Origin of the sequence: Paenibacillus sp. 1_12 (genome assembly GCF_900114475.1) — a bacterium.
Taxonomy (GTDB): domain Bacteria; phylum Bacillota; class Bacilli; order Paenibacillales; family NBRC-103111; genus Paenibacillus_S.
This window is the reverse complement of the sequence record NZ_FOTE01000005.1, coordinates 406104-425097: the sequence shown is the minus strand read 5'-3', so window position 1 is coordinate 425097 and position 18994 is coordinate 406104. Positions and strand designations below refer to the sequence as shown.

12 protein-coding genes are annotated in these 18994 nt (G+C 43.5%); 8 read left to right on the top strand and 4 right to left on the bottom strand.

Annotated elements, in window-relative coordinates:
- The first annotated feature begins 11 nt into the window (after positions 1-11).
- Both mgtE and ftsW read left to right on the top strand, forming a co-directional pair.
- Positions 12-1349 carry a magnesium transporter gene (mgtE, locus tag BM210_RS14520; protein WP_091169322.1) on the top strand — a complete coding sequence of 446 codons (1338 nt, stop codon included), beginning with the start codon at positions 12-14 and terminating at the stop codon, positions 1347-1349.
- A 43-nt stretch (positions 1350-1392) separates the two neighbouring features.
- On the top strand, positions 1393-2505 hold the full coding sequence (ftsW, locus tag BM210_RS14515; protein WP_091169320.1) for a putative lipid II flippase FtsW: 1113 nt from the start codon (positions 1393-1395) through the stop codon (positions 2503-2505).
- 63 nt (positions 2506-2568) lie between these two features.
- Here the strand turns inward: ftsW and BM210_RS14510 are convergent, their stop codons facing one another.
- The 3 genes from BM210_RS14510 to BM210_RS14500 form a co-directional block, all read right to left on the bottom strand.
- Entirely contained in the window at positions 2569-5505 is a 2937-nt protein-coding gene (locus BM210_RS14510; protein WP_091169317.1) for a DEAD/DEAH box helicase, read from the bottom strand.
- A complete protein-coding gene (locus tag BM210_RS14505; protein ID WP_091169316.1) occupies positions 5502-7061 on the bottom strand; it encodes an SWIM zinc finger family protein in 1560 nt (519 codons plus the stop codon). Before BM210_RS14505 ends, BM210_RS14510 begins: the two co-directional genes overlap by 4 nt.
- 135 nt (positions 7062-7196) lie before the next feature.
- Positions 7197-8057 (bottom strand): AraC family transcriptional regulator, encoded by an 861-nt coding sequence (locus BM210_RS14500; protein ID WP_177237816.1) that lies wholly within the window; start codon positions 8055-8057, stop codon positions 7197-7199.
- 119 nt (positions 8058-8176) lie between these two features.
- Between BM210_RS14500 and fucU the strand changes: the two genes are divergently transcribed.
- Positions 8177-8608 carry an L-fucose mutarotase gene (gene fucU / locus BM210_RS14495; protein ID WP_091169310.1) on the top strand — a complete coding sequence of 144 codons (432 nt, stop codon included), beginning with the start codon at positions 8177-8179 and terminating at the stop codon, positions 8606-8608.
- A gap of 97 nt (positions 8609-8705) precedes the next feature.
- Positions 8706-9713: a zinc-binding alcohol dehydrogenase family protein gene (locus tag BM210_RS14490; protein ID WP_091169308.1), complete on the top strand. Its 1008-nt coding sequence runs from the start codon at positions 8706-8708 to the stop codon at positions 9711-9713.
- A gap of 120 nt (positions 9714-9833) precedes the next feature.
- Here the strand turns inward: BM210_RS14490 and BM210_RS14485 are convergent, their stop codons facing one another.
- Positions 9834-10277 carry a hypothetical protein gene (locus BM210_RS14485; protein WP_091169305.1) on the bottom strand — a complete coding sequence of 148 codons (444 nt, stop codon included), beginning with the start codon at positions 10275-10277 and terminating at the stop codon, positions 9834-9836.
- A 349-nt stretch (positions 10278-10626) separates the two neighbouring features.
- On the opposite strand from BM210_RS14485, the gene BM210_RS14480 reads away from it, so the two are divergent.
- The 4 genes from BM210_RS14480 to BM210_RS14465 all read left to right on the top strand — a co-directional run bounded on the left by BM210_RS14480 (position 10627) and on the right by BM210_RS14465 (position 18908).
- Complete coding sequence (locus BM210_RS14480; protein WP_091169303.1) at positions 10627-11307, top strand: response regulator transcription factor; 681 nt, start codon at positions 10627-10629, stop codon at positions 11305-11307.
- A complete protein-coding gene (locus BM210_RS14475) occupies positions 11304-12683 on the top strand; it encodes a sensor histidine kinase (protein WP_091169300.1) in 1380 nt (459 codons plus the stop codon). The genes BM210_RS14480 and BM210_RS14475 overlap by 4 nt, the downstream gene beginning before the upstream one ends.
- A 168-nt stretch (positions 12684-12851) precedes the next feature.
- Positions 12852-16802, top strand: a complete 3951-nt coding sequence (locus tag BM210_RS14470) for a response regulator (RefSeq protein ID WP_091169297.1) — start codon at positions 12852-12854, stop codon at positions 16800-16802.
- Between the two features lie 90 nt (positions 16803-16892).
- Positions 16893-18908 (top strand): response regulator, encoded by a 2016-nt coding sequence (locus tag BM210_RS14465; RefSeq protein ID WP_091169294.1) that lies wholly within the window; start codon positions 16893-16895, stop codon positions 18906-18908.
- Positions 18909-18994 lie beyond the last annotated feature (86 nt).

The following is an 18994-nucleotide window of genomic DNA, read 5'->3' as shown; positions in this document are numbered from 1 at the left end:
GAGTACCTTACATGATACAATTGGAAGAAATGAAAAATGTACTTTCAAACAATGATATCCATGTTGTAATGGCTTTTGTTGAAAACTTCAGACCGTTCGACTTGGCAGAGTGTGTAGAAAAACTGGATAGAGCTGAACAGCTCCTATTGATGAAGTTACTCCCCCCCGATCAGTCTGCTGAAATCATGGAATATTTGGAGCCTGTGCTGCAGTATCATATTCTCAATCATTTGGAGGAAAATGAAACCTCGCAGGTACTGAACAATATGTCAAGCGATGTAGTTGCTGATATGATGCTCGCCATTCATCGCCATCAAGCCGTCAAGCTATTGAATCTGCTTCCAGAGGATTATCGGTTTAAAGTCCAGACGTTAATGACATTCCCGGAACAAACCGCGGGAAGCTTGGCTACGATTGATTATATCGCTGCCCGCAGCTCATGGACCATTGAGAAAACGCTGCAGCATATCCGTAAAATAGGGCATGACGCGGAAATCACTTCTTATGTTTATGTGACTGGAATCAAAGGGGAGCTTCTGGACGTTATTTCACTGATGAAAATCATTTTATCGGAGCCTCAAACCCGACTATCCGATATTGTTACGGGTGAAGTCATTTCCGTACCCGCTACGATGAAGCAAGAGGAAGCAGCGGACTTATTATCGCGTTATGATTTGGTTGCCCTGCCCGTTGTCGATGCACAAAACCGGCTTATTGGGGTCATTACTGTCGATGACTTGATTGATGTCATGCAGGAAGAGGCGACAGAGGACATTCAAAAGCTGGGTGGGAGCCAACCGTTAGCAGATGCTTATTTTAAAACCTCCGTATTTCATTTGTACAGAAAACGGATCGTCTGGCTATTGATTTTGTTTGTAGCGGAAGCTTATACAGGTACGGTACTGAGACACTATGAGGAGACGCTCTCCGAAGTGATCGCACTAGCTTTTTTTGTTCCACTGCTTATAGGTACAGGAGGAAATACAGGAACACAAACCGTATCTACTCTGGTTCGAGCACTTGCCGTAGGAGATGTGAAGTTTCGAGATATTTTTAAAGTGATAAGAAAGGAAGTAACGACAGGTCTCATGACGGGGGCCACCATTTCGTTGATAGCTTATGTAAGAGCCTTGTTTCTTGGGGTTGAAACGAATGTAGGTTTGGTCGTTGCCATTACAGCGATGTCGATCGTCATTTGGGCATCCTTTGTTGCAGCTATTCTTCCATTAATATTGCATAAGTTGAAGGCAGATCCCGCCGTCGTGTCGGGGCCTTTTATTACTACACTGGTAGATGGGACTGGACTTATTATCTACTTCACTATTGCCAAAATATTGCTCAATCTATAGTGGCTCGATCTAGAGATTAAAGCTAAAAAGGGGATTAATCAGTGTGAACACACCTGCAAGGGGAAAACCGGATTTCTTATTGTTATTTTTAGCTATTTCTCTTGTAGGCTTTGGTTTAATGATGGTGTTTAGTTCAAGCTCCGCTTATGCTTTGTATAAATATGATACGATGTGGTATTTCACCAAGAAACAAATCATATTCTCGTTCGTCGGTCTTTTGTTGATGATTATCCTCATGAATGTTCCTTTTCATATATTTAAACGGTTGTCACGACCCTTGCTGTTGATTTCGATTATACTCTTGATTCTCGTACTTGTCCTCGGTGTCCAAATTAATGGAGCCAAACGATGGATCGGTTATGGTAGTTTTGGCATCCAGCCTACTGAATTTGTGAAATTATCCATAGTCATCTTCTTATCTGCATTAATAAGTAAAAAAAGAGAAAAAATACGTGAGTTTAAAACCGGATTATTTCCATTGTTGTTCATAACAGGGCTCGTTGCTCTTCTTATTCTTTTACAACCAGATTTTGGTTCAAGCCTGATTCTTCTTTTGATTTCAGGTATCCTTATTATAATGGGAGGGGCAAATTTATGGCATCTATTGAAGATCATGCTAGTTATTGCGCCTCTTTGTATTTATTTAGCTGTCTCCAAAAGCTATCGTCTCGCAAGGATTACTTCATTTATGAATCCATGGGAGGATGGTACGGGAACAGGTTATCAGCTGATTCAGTCTTTGTTTGCTTTAGGTCACGGCGGATTGACAGGCACGGGCATTGGTAGAAGCATTCAGAAGCTGCATTATTTGCCTGAGGCACACACGGACTTTATATTTGCAATTATGGGCGAAGAATTAGGATTTCTAGGATTGTTACTATTTATACTGATGTATGCGCTTTTTCTTGCCAGAGGTTTTATTCTTTCGGTTCAAAGTTCAGATTCTTTTGGTTTGCTGCTTGGAACTGGTATTGTCAGTATGATTGCAGTCCAATTTATATTTAATATAGGAGCTGTCACAGGAGGGCTGCCAATAACCGGAGTCCCCCTTCCATTGATTAGTTATGGGGGCTCCTCTTTGTTGGTTTGTATGGCGGGTATTGGCATACTGCTGAGTATTTCCCGAGAAAGAAATCGATTGCGGAATATGAAGTAAGGACACCGCAATCGATTCGGATGTAAGAATATGCTGTTTGGAGAGGATTGACTTCGTGCGGTATCACCACGACTGCCGAAGCGTGAACAAATCCTGCAGCTCCTCATTGGAAAGCTCTGTAATCCAACCTTCGGAGGTGGAGATTACGTTCTCGCTCAAGCTCATCTTGCTTTCCAGCATCTCATCGATCTTCTCCTCAAGAGTGCCTAGGGATATGAACTTATGCACCTGCACATCTCGTTTTTGTCCCATCCGATAGGCACGGTCGGTAGCCTGGTTTTCAACGGCGGGGTTCCACCAGCGGTCGTAATGGAACACATGGTTGGCTGCCGTTAGGTTGAGGCCGACTCCGCCTGCTTTAAGCGAAAGAACAAAGATACCTGGCCCTGACCCATCCTGGGCCTGGAACGTTTCAATCATCTTATCGCGTTCCAACTTGGGCGTGCTGCCGTTTAAGTACAGCACAGGCTCGCCTTGCTGGGCCTGAAGCACGTCAGCCAGCATGCGGCCCATGCCTACATATTGGGTGAAGATCAAGCAGGAATCTCCCTCGTCCCGAAGCTCGCTGACCATAGCTGCGAGCCGTTCCAGTTTCGCGGATCGCGAGATGAACATTTCGCGTTGTTCTTCGCGCAGCAGAGTATCCTCTGCTAATGCAGCTTCCTTCATCAGCAGAGCAGGGTGGTCGCATAGCTGCTTAAGCTGGGTTAGAACAGAGAGGATGGCTCCTTTTCGCTCTATGCCTTCCAAATTTTTCATGCGTTCCATAAGTTCCTTAACCACACGCTCGTAGTGTGCTCCTTGCTCGGCTGTCAGGTTGATATAAACCTTCATTTCCAGCTTGTCCGGAAGATCGAGCTGAATCGCCGGATCTTTCTTTTTGCGGCGCAGCATAAAGGGCTTGATCAGCTTTTGGAGCTGCGAAGTCGACACTTCGTCATGATGCTTCTCAATGGGATTGGCAAAACGCTGCTGAAACCCGCGTTGACTGCCCAAGTAACCGGGATTAAGGAAATCGTAGATCGACCATAGCTCGGATAAACGATTTTCAATGGGTGTCCCTGTGAGCGCAATGCGGTGCCGTGCTTGGAGCGAACGGACGGCTGCTGATTGTTTGTTTTGTGCATTTTTGATATTTTGGGCTTCGTCCAAACAGAGGGAGCTCCAAACGGTTTCCTGTAAGGTTTCTTGATCCATCAGTGCCGTAGTATAAGAGGTGATGACAATGTCGGTATCTTTCACAACAGCAGAAAGCGCCTCAGCGTTTAATCGTCCCTTCCCGTAATGCAGCAATACCTTCAAATCAGGGGCAAAACGGGCCAGCTCCTTTTGCCAGTTGCCAAGAACAGAAGTTGGACAGATGAGCAGAGCAGGGTATTCAGATTCTGCTTGGTGCTGCAGTAAATAAGTGATGAATTGAACAGTTTTGCCAAGCCCCATATCGTCTGCCAAACAGGCGCCAAGCCCGAGCTTTCTGAGAAAGCTCATCCAGGTGAAGCCTTCACGCTGGTAGCCGCGCAGCTCTGCACGAAGCCCCTCGGGTACAGCAAGCTCTTGCAATTCCGATGGCTGTTTCAACTGACGGAGTAGTGCCAAGAGATGCGAGTTTAACTCAACCTCCATTTGGATCCGTTTTTCTTCATCCTCTGAGTCTGTTTCAGTTGCAAGTTCCTGCATGGAAGGTTTTCCCGGTTCCGATTCGTTTAACAGATGGAGCTGAAGGACATCCTGCAAGGACAAGCCTTCCTCCGGGTCCACGCTTTCCATGAGCCTGCGGATCTGCTCCAGCAGAGCAGGGTCCAGATAGACCCATTCCCCGCGGAAACGGATAAGCCTTTCTTTACGGCTAAGCAGATCTGCGAATTCGGTCTCGTTCAGTTCGGCATCGCCGATGGCAATTCGCCAATCGAACTCTACAATAGAGTTAAGCCCGAATAACGATTGCCCTCGGCCGCCGGCTTCTGGCGTAATCCGCGCGCGCAGGCGGGGTCTCCGCTTCGAGGCAGCCTCCCACCAGCCTGGCAGCATGACATTCCAGCCATCACTTAGTAGTTGCTTACTGTCCGTAGTTAGGAACCGCCAGGCAGCGTCGTCGGTCAACGGCTCTGCGAAAAGCTTTCCTTCTCCTACATTTCCACTTGGAAGCGCCGCAGCTAGCCTTGCTGTCCATCCAGGAGAACGCTCTTGAATGAAAGGGCTCCACTCGCTGGCCCATGTGCCGGAAGCCTGTCCGTCTGCAGCCAGGCGAATGGGCACGAGCACTGAACCTTCGCTTTTATCCTGCAAAACCAGACGAAGGCGCCAATCATACTGCTCTTCATCCGGCTCCAGCAGCTGCAAAGCGGGGCGGAAGGGAGCTAGATCCGGCTTCCAACCCAGCGCCGCGAGCCATTCTTCTTCCGTATAGGTATCTGCCGAGGCGGAAGCTGACGGGACTACTTTAAACAGCGCAGGATAATCCCGACGAAGATCGGATACAGCGGCATCGTTCGCATAGTGCTCCGTTGTAACAGCGGCGGAAAAGGCTGAGCGCAAACCGGACATTTCCTCGCCTAACGCGTCCAGGCTAAGAAGAGAATCCCAATTCAGTTTTTTCAGCTCTTCGGATTCAGCCTCCCAAGTCCATTGCAGCTTTCCATTCCGGAATGATTTGTAGCTGGGTACATAACGGCCTGCTTTGGCTTCTTCGTATAAAAGCGGAGCTGCGTTTAGCCATTCTTTGGTGGCCTCATTACCACCTTCCCAGTGGAGAATTTCCACGAAATTAGGTGTGGAGAAGAAAGGAAGCACCATTTCTGCGGGGAGGACGGTTACTGTAAGCTCCCCGGCCTGCCGCACCTCCAGTGTGGTTCCGTAACAGGATGGTTCATGCCAAGCGAATAACAGGTTGCGGAATTTATTGTCGGCAACTTCAGATCCATTCTGGAATCCCCATAGTAGGGCATCCCCGCTGCCCGTTAGAATCACATGCAAGCTCATATCGTGTAATTGTGTAATCATTCCAACAGCTTTCCTTTCTTTATTTCCTCTTGCAGCGCTCGTAATCGGCTGTGCCGCTCCATAAAACGGGTCAGGAAACGATCCCAGCGCTCGAGCTGCTTCATTTTCTTGTATACTTTATTCAGTCTCTTTAGCAGCTTGACCGCTAATTTGTAATCATGCCGATTTTTAAGTGAGACATAATATTCGATGGCTTGATGATAATAAGGCAGCAGCAGATTGGGCGCCTCCTTCTCGATCGGCTGCAGAACACTGACCCGATGGTAAAAAGGATCATGCCCATTCAGGATTTGCAATTCCAACCATGGTTTCCATTTTTGCTGCTCGTACAATAAATCCTCGATCATCAGAGCAGAGTGAGGCAGCATCCCATCCAGCACATTCCACAAATGTTTCTCAGCATCAGGAACATGGACGACAGCTTCTTTCCAATAACCCATATAGGCATCGAGTTCTCTGTTTCTTTGACCATAAAAGTAAGGAGCAGTCCGTAACAACCATTCGATGAGGCTCACCCAATCGCGAGCAGCAGAAATATGACTCAAGAAAGGGAGAAACAAGCTCTTCGGTGCTTTCTTTAACATATCGCCCGCTTCTAAAGCCGCCCATGCGTCATCGTTTCTGGATTGATTTAAGTACAAGAAAGCCTTCGCCGCTGATAGAGAAGAAGAATTGGACTCATCTGTCAGCTTCTCCATGTGATTAATCTCCTGTGAGATCCAGTCATTGGCATCAGGGTACGGCACGATCCAGTACTTCCAAAGCGCCGTATATAGGCCGTAGTCCAGATACTTATGACCGTTTTCTTCGACCAGCTGCTGTCTGATATAACTTAATGTTTGTTGTAGGCGTTCTTCTGAGAGAGTGAAGTCGAATAGAGCTGATTGCTGTTGTAACCAGGCATGAATTTCATCATACATCCGGTATAAGGAGGACGAAGTGTAGTCAGTTATCCGACCTTGGACATTTTGCTCTTTTATTTTTCGTAGTATAAACAGCTGCTGATGTAATTCAAAATAAACCCAGTCTATCGCAGAAAAAGGAACAGCTAACTTCCGGATATTTTGCAGCTCATAACGCAGCACGTTCATGTAAGTTCCTTGATCGTAAGCTGGTTTGACATGGACTGTATATTGGTTCAGAAGCTCATGCCATTTGAAAATATCCATATCCGGTAATTGTGTGAGCAGCGACTCAGTTGAAGAATTCGAAGCTGTCCGCTTGAGGTGATAGGTGGCATTCACAATTTGGGAAGCTGGATACCCCAGTCGGTCAGCAAGCTCCATGATAACCGCTGCCAGGTGTTTGCAGGAGTTTTGAACAGGACAAGTGCAGTGACTAGACAAGAACTTCTCTAAATTTAGTGTAACACTGTAGTCTTCTGAGCCGGTTACCTTTGCTTGAACGATCCGATTCTCAGAAAGGGTTAATGCGGCTACGCGCTGTTGTTTAAAATAATTAAACCCCCGGCTAAGGGTAACCTCATTAAATGTTTTAGCTACTTGCTCAAGCAGTTTTAACCACTGCTCATCGTTTAAAGCAGGAAAAGAACTCATCGCAAAGCTCCTTGCTAAAAAATAAAAGATTTTAATCTCCTCTATTATAGAGTGATATGAACAAAAATACGATTTTTTCATTCGCCAGTCCATTCTCATTACCAATCGGTCAAATAAATGGGCAAATCCTGCGTGCTACCGCTTCCGGTATGCAGCAGGGGTTTGACCTGTTACCTTTTTAAATATCCGGTGAAAATGCGGCATGCTCTGGAAACCACAATGCTCTGCCAGTACTTCAATAGCCAGGTTCGTATCCTTTAGCAGTTGCTGTGCCTTCAAAATGCGTTTCGTATGGATGTAATCAGTTAAAGGCATTCCGGTCATCTGTTTGAACACACGACTGAAGTGCTCAGGACTTACATGTGCCCGTTGGCTTAAGGAAGAAAGAGACAGGCTGTCATCATAATTAAGCTCTATATAAGCTAACAGCTCCTTCATCCATGGAGCGCCAGTTGTCGTTAGAGAGCTTGGTTCCCTATAGGTGGAGCGTTGTAAACGTGATAATGAGAGTATAATTCTGTGCAGTGTGAGCATAGAGGCATAATGAAAGCCTTGCTGCAGAGACTCTATTTCGTATCTGATGTCTTCGATTAAGCTTTGAATATGATCTTGCTCAGCGGCTTCCAGGGAAATACGAAATTGTTTGGATCTGCGGATTTGCTCGAAAATTGCCTGCAAAGAGAACGGTTCACCCAGAGAGATATCCGGAAGTAGAGATGAACTGAAAAAAAGAATGGTTGAAGTAATAGGATCGCTTCTTTGGGGCATTGCACGATGAATCGTATTGCGCGGAATGAGAAACACGTCTCCTGCCGTCATCTCGTAAAAGGAACTGTCTATGAAAAACATGCCACTTCCACTATGGATATAGACGATTTCGTACCAATCATGCAGATGATCCGGAAGCTCCGATTGAGGACTTTTGGTATCCTTAAAAATAAGCTGGAATGGAAATGGTTCAGACGTAGAAAATTTTTTACGAATGGCTTTAATCACGATCACCTCTCCCACACATTATATCAAAATCGGTTATAAAAATATCAAAAAGTGTAATTTATTATTCAATTACTCCTGTTATAATGAGAGCAGATCTAAAATTAGGAAGGATGAAGGGTATGCTGAAAGGGGTTTCAAAACTGATATCGCCTGAGCTTATCAAGATTTTAATGGAAATGGGTCATGGTGACGAGATCGTCATAGCCGATGGCAATTTCCCGGCAGCCAGCCATGCAGCACGTTTGGTTCGTTGTGATGGACATTCAGTCCCAGAGCTGCTTGAAGCGATCCTCCAATTAGTGCCGCTCGATACTTACAATGAGTATCCTGTAGGACTCATGGCTGTTGTCCCGGGGGATGCTGTGGAGACGCCCATTTGGAAAGTATATGAAGCTATCGTAAATAAACACGAGAATAGAACGATTCAGATGGAATATATTGAACGGTTTGCGTTCTATGAGAGAGCAAAGAAAGCTTACGCCATTATTGCGACGGGCGAGAGTGCGCAATATGCTAATATGATTTTGAAAAAAGGCGTTATAACCCTATAGCTAACATTTTTAGTGAGCACCGCCAGCTCTGCCATACCTGGTTAAGCAGAAGACCTGAATATAATCCAAATATGATGGAATAAAGGGGAGAATTAGAATGAAGAGTATTGTATGCGTTCAGCCCAATGAATTCAAAATGATAGAGTTAGAGCCGCCAGTTATGGGACAAGGGGAAGCGTTAGTACAAATTCGCAGAATCGGGATTTGTGGAACCGATCTTCATGCTTACAGAGGCAATCAGCCATTCTTTGAATATCCCAGAATTCTTGGACATGAGCTTTCGGGGACCATCCTGCAATCGGCATCCAGCGATTTTCAAATGGGAGATCAAGTTGCGATCATCCCTTATTTGGAGTGCGGAAGCTGTATTGCGTGCCGGAATGGCAAAACCAATTGCTGCACTCAAATGAAAGTGCTTGGTGTGCATACCGATGGAGGTATGCGGGAGATTATATCTGTTCCCATCTCGCATTTAATCAAAACAGAAGGCATTAGCCTTGACCAAGCGGCTCTTCTGGAGCCGTTAAGCATTGGAGCCCATGCGGTAAGAAGGTCGGGATTGCAACAGGGCGAGCTGGCGCTTGTAATCGGAGCGGGACCCATCGGGTTAGGTGTTATGGTATTGGCCAAGCAGCGGGGGGCAAAAGTCATTGCCATGGATATAAACGAAGACCGATTGAGATTTTGCAAGGAATGGGCACAAGTAGACTATACGGTTAATGTGCTTGATCATCCGTTGAAAGCGTTAGCAGAAATATCAAATGGAGATTTGCCGACAGTCGTTTTTGATGCTACCGGAAATGCAAGATCGATGATGGATTCCTTTAACTATGTATCCCATGGCGGCAGACTTGTATATGTAGGCTTGGTCAAAGCGGACCTTACGTTCAATGACCCGGATTTTCACAAAAAAGAGCTTACTCTGATGAGCAGCCGCAATGCGACCCGTGAGGATTTTGATACCGTTATTCAAGCTGTTCATAATGGAGCCATCGATATTGATCGATACATTACCCATCGTGTAAGCTTCGATCTGATGATCAATGAATATGAAAATTGGTTTGACCCAGCTAATGGAGTTATTAAGGCGATCGTAGAACTGTAACTCTCCTACCTCGTTTGCTTCATTACGGCTCCTGATATTTAATTTCAACAGAAACAGGGTTACAACCGGCATGACCGGATCTGTAACCCTTTTAGATTGTTTACACGATTGAGGAATGTTTCAAAGTTTCAAACTCACAACGAGTACAACAGAAAGAGTCAGCACAATAACCGTACTCATTGCAATCATGTAGCCTGACAATTTTACGGGCTGAGCCTGTCCGGGGACGTCCAAACGTTTTTTAACTTTACTGCCTAAAATGCCAGTGAAAATAAGGCCAAGCAAGATGATCGTGCCGCCTCCTTTTTCCATGACCTCCAGCCATAATGGTTTCCCGGACCCCATACCCATTTGAATAATCATAAATACCCCGCTGATTAATACGAAGACAGCACTGGGATGAGCAAACCTGCTAAAAGTACGAATAATGCGTTGTGCTAATGTATTGGATTCTTGAGAACCCAGTTGTTTTTTTAACATAATAAGCATGACCACAATAGCAAATAATGAGCCAAGCCAAATAACTAAGCCAGCAAGATGTAAAAACAACATGATACCAAACATATTCATTTCCCCCGTTTTGGTTAATTTGAGATGAACTGAGGCGTTGGCCCCAAGTTACCGTCTCACAATATGAATTGTAGGCTGGTATAATGAACGGACGATGTACGCATGATTACAGGTGATGTAATATCCCGTTCATCGTCCGTTCATATTCGTTTTTTAAGCTATGGTCATGGACCATCCTCTATTTGTTTACATAGAAACATGGATTAGGTACGACAATACCAGTAACGGTTTGGCATGAAAACCATGTCTATGGTTGTACTTCATCACAAATATCCCCTGATTTGCGAATTAGATTCAGGCTATATTCGTTGTATGATTGTTTGACTGGTAGAGGAGGGACAATTTGAGAACTCATATTTTGGTTGTAGATGATGATCCTCACATTCGGGAGCTATTACGTTTTCTTTTGAAAAAGGAAGGGTATATCGTTTTGGAAGCGGAAAATGGTGTACAAGGGTCATCCATCCTGGAAAATGAACAAGTTCATTTAGCTATAGTGGATATTATGATGCCGTCGAAGAACGGCTGGGAACTTTGTGAGGAAATCCGCAAACACTATGATATTCCCGTCATCATGCTGACGGCTAAGGGTGAGATTGAGGATAAAGAAAGAGGTTTTTTGTCTGGAACAGACGACTATATGGTCAAACCGTTCGAACCGAAGGAACTGATGTTTCGGATAAAAGCGTTACTGCGTCGATTTCAAATGGTCTCTTCTGAGTTGATCAGGTTGAACGATATAACAATAGACCGTAATAGTTATGAAGTCAAAACAGGCGACACGGTTCTGATTTTACCGTTGAAGGAATTCGAGCTGCTATCCCAATTGGCTAGTCAGCCAGGACGTATTTTTACGCGTGAGCAGCTGCTGCAGCTTATTTGGGGATCGGATTACGAAGGAGGCAGCAGGACTATCGATGTACATATTAAGCGATTGCGTGAACGTTTTGCAGATAGAACCAATGATTTCATCATCACAACGATTCGCGGGTTAGGCTATAAAATTGAGGTGCAAGGCGGATGAGAAGTCTTTATATTCGGATTGTCGTTACGTTTGTTCTAATTTCCCTTGTAAGTGGTATGCTGGCTCTTCTTTTGGCAGACGTTTATTATGTCCAGAAGCTGATCAAGTATAACGAGCAAAAAATATCGAACATCGGTAATGAAATTCGCACCCTATATGAAAAAACATCGGACCTGGAACTAGGACCCTATTTGACGCATATCGCGAACATGGGATTTCAGATTTATGCTGTGGATGATCGGATGCAGGGCACATTTTACGGCGCTCCCTTCAAAAATAATCAAATCGCTGCTGAGCTGGTTCGTCGCGTTCTGGAAGGAGAGACCTATAAAGGGATTTTGGAAGAACGCCACCTCCTCATGGTTAATGGGCTTTTTGAAGACAGTCTCCAAAACAGTATTGGTTTGCCGATTTCGGTAAAAGGCAGCACCTATGCTGTGTTTATTCGCCCGAATCTTGAGCAGCAGTTTGGTGAAGTACGAATCCTGTTGGCTATCCTATTCGTATTCAGCTTTTTGTTCAACATTGTGTTTATTGTCATATCAACGCGATATATTGTGAAGCCTATAAAAAAATTGACAAAAGCAACTCAAAAAATCGTGAGCGGCAACTATAACATTGAATTGGATGTCTCGCGGCGGGACGAAATCGGCAATTTGGCCCGGCTTTTTGCACAAATGGCGCAGGCACTCAAGCAGCTTGACGACATGAGACAGGAGTTTGTTGCTAATGTATCACACGAAATCCAGTCCCCGTTAGCTTCCATTCAAGGTTTTTCTCAGGCTATCCTCGATCATAAAGCTACACCTGAAGAGGAGGAGCATTATCTGCGCATTATTGAGGAAGAAAGTAGGCGATTATCTTCACTGAGCAAGAAGCTCCTCACGCTGGCAGCACTGGATAAAGAAAAGATGGTCATCAAACCGACAAGTTTTCGGCTGGATGAACAGATACGACAGGCATTGATTATGACCGAATGGCAGTGGGCTGAAAAGCAGTTGGCGATCGAACTGGATCTATCTGAAATCGTCATTACTGCAGATTCGGGGCTCGCATATCAAATATGGCTCAACCTGATCACAAACAGTATCAAATTTTCATTACCTGGAGCTACGATCCGCATCGGAATCGCAGTTGAGCATGACATTGCAGTTAGGATTAGCGATACAGGTATCGGTATACCGGAAGACGAGCTCCCTCATATCATAGAACGCTTTTATAAAGCTGACAAAGCCAGAAACCGAGCTCGCTCCGGCAGTGGACTTGGACTTTCAATTGTAAAAAAAATCGTCGACCTGCATCATGGCTCCATTGAACTGCAAAGCAGGCTTGGAGAAGGAACCACTGTAATCGTAAGGCTCCCTAGACTGCAATGAGATCATCTCGAAGCTGAGAAAACTACCTCACTCATGCTTAGTTTCGAGATATACATATCTCTTTGCTACTGGTTATGCTATCATTGATAGTTAAGGATGGATTGGAAAAAAATGAATGAAAAATGATGAATATGGTGTTTCGCGAGATTGAGAAATGAGGGTATCTGAATGCTTTGGATGAAAAATTTGAAAATGAACAGCAAGCTGGTCGTGATGGTTTTAATTCCCATGATAGGTTTGCTGTATTTTTCAATTTCAGCGGTCATTGCCAAAATAAATGATCGGACTGAATTAGGACAATTGGAAACCAAGACCAAGCTTTTGGTGAAAACGATAGACTTGATCCACGAGCTTCAAAAGGAACAAGGCATTACAGTTAGCTATTACGCCAATCACACTGAAATTCAACGAAATCAGTTGCTGGAGCAGCGAAAGTATTCAAACCAGAGTATAGATAATCTTAAACAATATGTACACACAATTTCGTTAAATGAGCTGGATGCGAATTTCGTGAAAAATCTGACGCTTGCGATAAAGATGTTGGATAAACTCGATTTGGAGCGTGAGTTCATTGACAAACAAAATACCGATGAGACTAAGATCCTTACGTACTATGGTGATACGTTGGGATCTTTTTTTATTTTGACGAATCAAATGAACTTAGCGAGCTCACATATTGAAATGACTGCTATGCTTTCTGCATTTCATAATTTTTTTCAAAGCAAAGCCGCGCTGAGCCGGGAACGGGATTTCATCACTAGCATTCTTCAGGACAATCAAATACAAGCGACACGTATGTATAGCTTAGGTTTATTGGAAAAGGAGCGGCAGCTTTATTCAGACAACTTTGCTTCGAATGCGAGTTTGGATTGGCTTACTCAATATAAATCGATAGTTAAAGGACAAGTGGTTGATGAAGTAAACCGTATTCGTTATAAGGTCATGGATGGAGCAGCTGGAAAAAGTCTGGATGTAGACCCCCATTACTGGTACCAACAGTCAACAAATGTAATCGATTTAATGAAGCAGGCTGAAGATCAATATGCTTTCGCTATAATCGGTCTATTGGATCAAAGAAGAAGTGGAGCTTTAAGCTGGCTCGTTTTTATGATTCTGATCAATCTTCTCCTTATTTTGGTTTCTCTCTCTTTACTCATTCAAGTATGGTTTACCTTCCAGGAAATGATGGCCGAAAAAGAAAGACAGTATTGGTTGAAGGCTGAGTTGGCCCGTTTGACGGAGCTTTCACTTGGGATGACGGACCTACAGCAGCTGGTAAAAATGCTTATTTCAGAAATTTCCAAGCTGATCGAGGTTGGACAAGGTGTGTTTTATGTAAAAGAGACAAGAAAAAACGCTGAACACACAGGTGATTTTATATTGCTCGGCAGCTATGCCTATAAAGAAAGAAAAAATATTTCTGATCATTTTCGTTTGGGTGAAGGTTTGATTGGTCAATGCGCATTGGAGAAGAAGCCGATTTTGTTGACACAAGTACCTGATGAATATATTCAGATCAGTTCCGGACTTGGAGAATGCAATCCACTGACCATTTTTGTCATGCCCATTATTTTTGAAGAAGAGGTTGTAGCAGTCATTGAACTAGCTTCGTTCAAAGCTTTTACGCCGATCCAGCAAAATTTGCTTGAATTATTGTCCACACCGCTCGGCGTTATTATTAATAGCGCAGCCAGTCGTCAACGAACGGAAGAGTCCCTTTTGGAATCACTGCTGCTTGCCGAGAAAGCTCAATTATTAGCTGAGGAAGCCCAAATACAACAGGAAGAATTACGAGTTTCTAATGAAGAATTGGAAGAACAAACCAAAATGCTAAAGCATTCTGAAGAGAGGCTGAAGCTGCAAAGTGAAGAACTGCAAGTCATTAATGATGAGATGGCGGTAAAGACAAAACGTTTGGAAACACAAACTATGGATATTATCAAACAAAACGAAATGATCCAATTGTCCAAAGACGATCTTGAGTTAAAAGCCAACGAGTTGGAATTGGCCAGTAATTATAAGTCGGAATTTTTGGCGAATATGTCTCATGAATTAAGAACTCCACTTAATAGTCTGCTGATACTCGCGAAACTTCTTGCTAATAACATGGAGGGAAATTTGACGGAGGATCAGATCGAGTCAGCTCAAATCATATACAGCGGCGGCTTGAATTTGTTAACACTGATTAATGATATATTGGATTTATCGAAGGTAGAGGCAGGTAAATTAAACGTATTGCCGGAGGTAGTAAAGCTGGAATCGATTGTCCACAACCTCAAATATGAGTTCAATGTTATAGCACAGGATAAAGGATTACAGTTCGAGCTGCAAATAGAAGAAGCAGTACCGTGGACCCTTATAACAGATGGCCAGCGAACCGAACAAATACTTAAAAACTTTTTGTCCAATGCATTTAAATTTACATCTATGGGTACGGTTTCCTTGCGAATCTGCCGTCCTACTGCTGATTTTCAATTTATTAACAAGAACCTTTCAGCAGATAATACCGTGGCTTTTATAGTCCGTGATACAGGTATTGGGATTGTACCGAATAAGCAAAAGGCGATATTTGAATCTTTTCAGCAGGCCGACGGCTCTACCAGCCGCAAGTATGGTGGAACCGGACTCGGCTTGACGATTTCCAGAGAGCTTGCAAAGCTGCTTGGCGGTGAAATTCATTTAGTGAGTCAGAAGGACGTAGGAAGCACGTTTACTTTAATTCTTCCGCTTGATATGAATCATGTTTCATCAATTGGGGATCCCATGAACGTAATGGCCTCCTCTAAGGATATTGTTTTTTCTGTCGTCGATACGTCTGAGACGATGTTATCGGAGGCTCATACAGAGCTGTCCATTCAAGCCGCAGCTGCAGCAACGGCTGTAGCTCCACAAGCAATTCAAGTATTTATTGCAGATGATCGAAATGAAATCGATCCTTACCTGAATGAGAAGGTAATCCTGATTGTGGAGGACGACAAAAGCTTTGCTAAGGTTTTATTGGATATGTCTGTTGCCAAAGGCTTCAAATGTATTGTGGCAGCAGACGGGTTCAGTGGTATTCAGTTAATAAAGAAATATATGCCAAGTGCCGTATTGCTGGATTTGGGTCTACCCGATATGGATGGGCTCAAATTGCTCGAATTGCTAAAGCACGACAGCGAAACGCGGCATATTCCCGTTCATATTATTACCGGCAAGGAAGATAAACAAGCCTCACTTGAAAAAGGGGCAGTCGGGTTTCTAACGAAGCCTATTAGTGCCACAGACTTTGATTCCGTTTTTGCCAGGATAGAAGGCATTTTGCAGGAACGTATACAACGGGTGCTTGTCATAGAAGATGATGCTCCTAATCAAAAGGCCATATATGAAATGCTTAGGAACAAAAAAGTAGAGATTCATGGTGTTCAGACAGGTGAGGAGGGCTTGGAACGATTGCGATTACACGACTACGATTGTATGATTCTTGATTTAAAGCTTCCAGATATGTCCGGATTTGAATTGCTTACAAGACTGGTTGAGATTAAGAAAACGCAGTTGCCGCCCATTATTGTTTATACGGGCAAAGAGTTAACACAAGAGGAATATAAAGAATTGAATCATTACACGGGCAGTATTGTAATCAAAGGAGCGTATTCCCCGGATCGGTTAATGGATGAAGTCTCTTTGTTCCTGCATAATGTGAATAAAATGCTACCCTTTGAACAGCGTCATGGGGCCTATATGCTGCAGGATGGTGATGAAACCTTAAAAGGCCGGAAAATTTTACTGGTGGACGACGATTTGCGTAATACGTTTGCTTTGTCCAAGCTGCTTCAGCATTACGAAATGGACGTAATTATGGCGGATAATGGTAAGCTTGCTCTGGAAATGCTGGAGCAGGTTGCCGGAATTGAGCTGGTCATTATGGATATTATGATGCCAGTCATGGATGGCTATGAAGCCATGCGGAGAATACGCCAAAATCCTCAATTTAACAAGCTGCCGATTATCGCTTTAACCGCTAATGCGATGCTAGGCGACAGGGAGAAATGTATTGAAGGCGGCGCTAACGATTACTTGACAAAGCCGATAGACACGGACAATCTTCTATCCTTGCTTCGAGTATGGCTGTTTAATTAACAGCTGCTTACGATACAAGCGTTCAAGGGAACGCTCGAAGATTATATTTGCGAAGAAAGTTTGCTCTGCAATCTTTAAGGAGGCACGCTCATGAAACCTGTAAAGGAAAAGCTGGTAGCTAAAATATTGGTCGTGGATGATCGGGAAGAAAATTTGTTTGCGATGGAAAAAATATTAAAAACGTTAGGTTGCGAAATTCATAAAGCACACTCGGGGAACGAGGCTATGTCATCAACACTGCGTCATGATTTTGCATTAATTTTACTTGATGTGAATATGCCGGAAATGAGCGGATTTGAGCTTGCTGAGATTTTGCGCGGTAATAAGAAGACCCAGCTCATCCCGATAATTTTCGTAACGGCTACCCATAAAGAAGATGCTAACGTATATAAAGGCTATGAGACCGGCGCTGTGGATTTCTTATTCAAACCGGTCAATACGGACATCCTGCTGAGTAAAGTTAAAGTATTTATTGAATTGGATCTGCAAAAAAAAGCACTGGAGTCAGTCAAAGCGGAGCTTGAAAGAAGCAACAAAGGATTGGAACGATTCAGGGACGCGGTCACTTTATTCGAGCATCATCCGGATCTGATTTATTCTTTGGATCTACTTGGAAATTATACTTCTGTCAATCCAGCTTTTGAGAAAGTAACAGGTGTAAAAAGTGAAGAAATCGAACGGGGCCAGCTGAATTTCCGATCCTTTACGACCAAAGAAAATTTGCCGGTCATTGAGCACTATTTTAAACAAACAGCGGGCGGGAATGTACAGCGTTATGAAACTACAGAGCTGAATCCAAATGGCAATATCCTCATTTATGATGTAATAAGTATTCCTATCGTATTGGAAGTGAAAGTTGTTGGCGTATATGTAATTGCAAGAGATATAACAAAGCGAAAAATGCTGGATAGTGAACTATTGCAAGCTAAGGATGAGGCGGAAAATGCGCTGCTAGTTAAATCTGAATTTCTATCCATGATGAGCCATGAAATTCGTACCCCCATGAATGGTGTTATTGGGATGGCGGATTTACTCCTTGATTTGGATCTGGAATCCGAACAGAGAAAATACGCAGGAATTATACGGAATAGCGCAAATGCTTTAATGTCGGTAATCAACGATATTCTGGATTATTCCAAAATTGAATCCGGTAAAATGGAATTGGAGCAGGAACCGCTTGAGCTGAAATCATTGGTCCAAGAAACATTTGAATTGTTTACTGCCACTGCCTTGGAACGGAACCTAATTATGGAGTATTATATCGACGAAGAGCTTCCTCAGATTATTGCAAGCGATCCAACCCGACTTCGTCAAGTCATGATTAACTTAATCGGAAATGCGGTTAAATTTACAAAAAGCGGTGGCATTTATGTGATTGTTAACAAAGTACCCTCACTGGACAACACACTTGAGATTGAATTTATCATCAAGGATAGTGGCATCGGAATTCCAGCGCTTAAAATGATGGATTTGTTCAAGCCTTTTTCTCAATTGGATTCGTCGATGGCGCGTAAATATGGAGGTACTGGGCTTGGACTAGCGATATGTAAAACCCTTGTAGAATTAATGGGCGGGAATATTTATGCGAAAAAGGATGTTGAGCACGGGGCCATTTTTATATTTACTATTCAAACCATGCCCTTTTATTTTACAGAAATGACTCCTCATTTGGAAAAAGAAGCAGCGGTAATAAGCAATAATCGACCCATCACTTCGATCGATCCATTACATATTTTGGTGGCTGAGGATCATCCGATAAACCAAATACTGATGGAACGTATTTTACAAAAGTTAGGACATACGTTTGATTGTGCGAAAAATGGTTATGAAGTGATGGATTTAATGAGAAAAAATGTTTATGACCTCATCCTGATGGATCTGCAAATGCCGGAAATGGACGGGTTTGAAACGGCACAAGCCATTCAAAAGGAAATACCAGAACAGCTCAGACCTTATATAATTGCAGTTACCTCAAGCTCTTCGCAGATCGATAAAGACCGTTGTATATCCTTGGGCATGATCGATTATATCAATAAGCCGATTAAAATCTGTACAATTGCAAATGTACTGGAGCATCACTTTTCGCATACAAACATCACTTCCTAGTAAACCCAACGAATGATGTATTCCACTGTTCCTCACAATCAATAAAATTGCAATCGCGAAAATAGGGCTTGCCAATCTATAGCTTC

Coding starts and splice junctions, on each gene's coding strand:
- BM210_RS14465 (WP_091169294.1), top strand. CDS start 16,893: ATGAAACCTGTAAAGGAAAAGCTGGTAGCTAAAATATTGGTCGTGGAT.
- fucU (WP_091169310.1), top strand. CDS start 8,177: ATGCTGAAAGGGGTTTCAAAACTGATATCGCCTGAGCTTATCAAGATT.
- mgtE (WP_091169322.1), top strand. CDS start 12: ATGATACAATTGGAAGAAATGAAAAATGTACTTTCAAACAATGATATC.
- BM210_RS14490 (WP_091169308.1), top strand. CDS start 8,706: ATGAAGAGTATTGTATGCGTTCAGCCCAATGAATTCAAAATGATAGAG.
- BM210_RS14475 (WP_091169300.1), top strand. CDS start 11,304: ATGAGAAGTCTTTATATTCGGATTGTCGTTACGTTTGTTCTAATTTCC.
- BM210_RS14510 (WP_091169317.1), bottom strand. CDS start 5,505: ATGATTACACAATTACACGATATGAGCTTGCATGTGATTCTAACGGGC.
- BM210_RS14505 (WP_091169316.1), bottom strand. CDS start 7,061: ATGAGTTCTTTTCCTGCTTTAAACGATGAGCAGTGGTTAAAACTGCTT.
- BM210_RS14485 (WP_091169305.1), bottom strand. CDS start 10,277: ATGTTTGGTATCATGTTGTTTTTACATCTTGCTGGCTTAGTTATTTGG.
- BM210_RS14470 (WP_091169297.1), top strand. CDS start 12,852: ATGCTTTGGATGAAAAATTTGAAAATGAACAGCAAGCTGGTCGTGATG.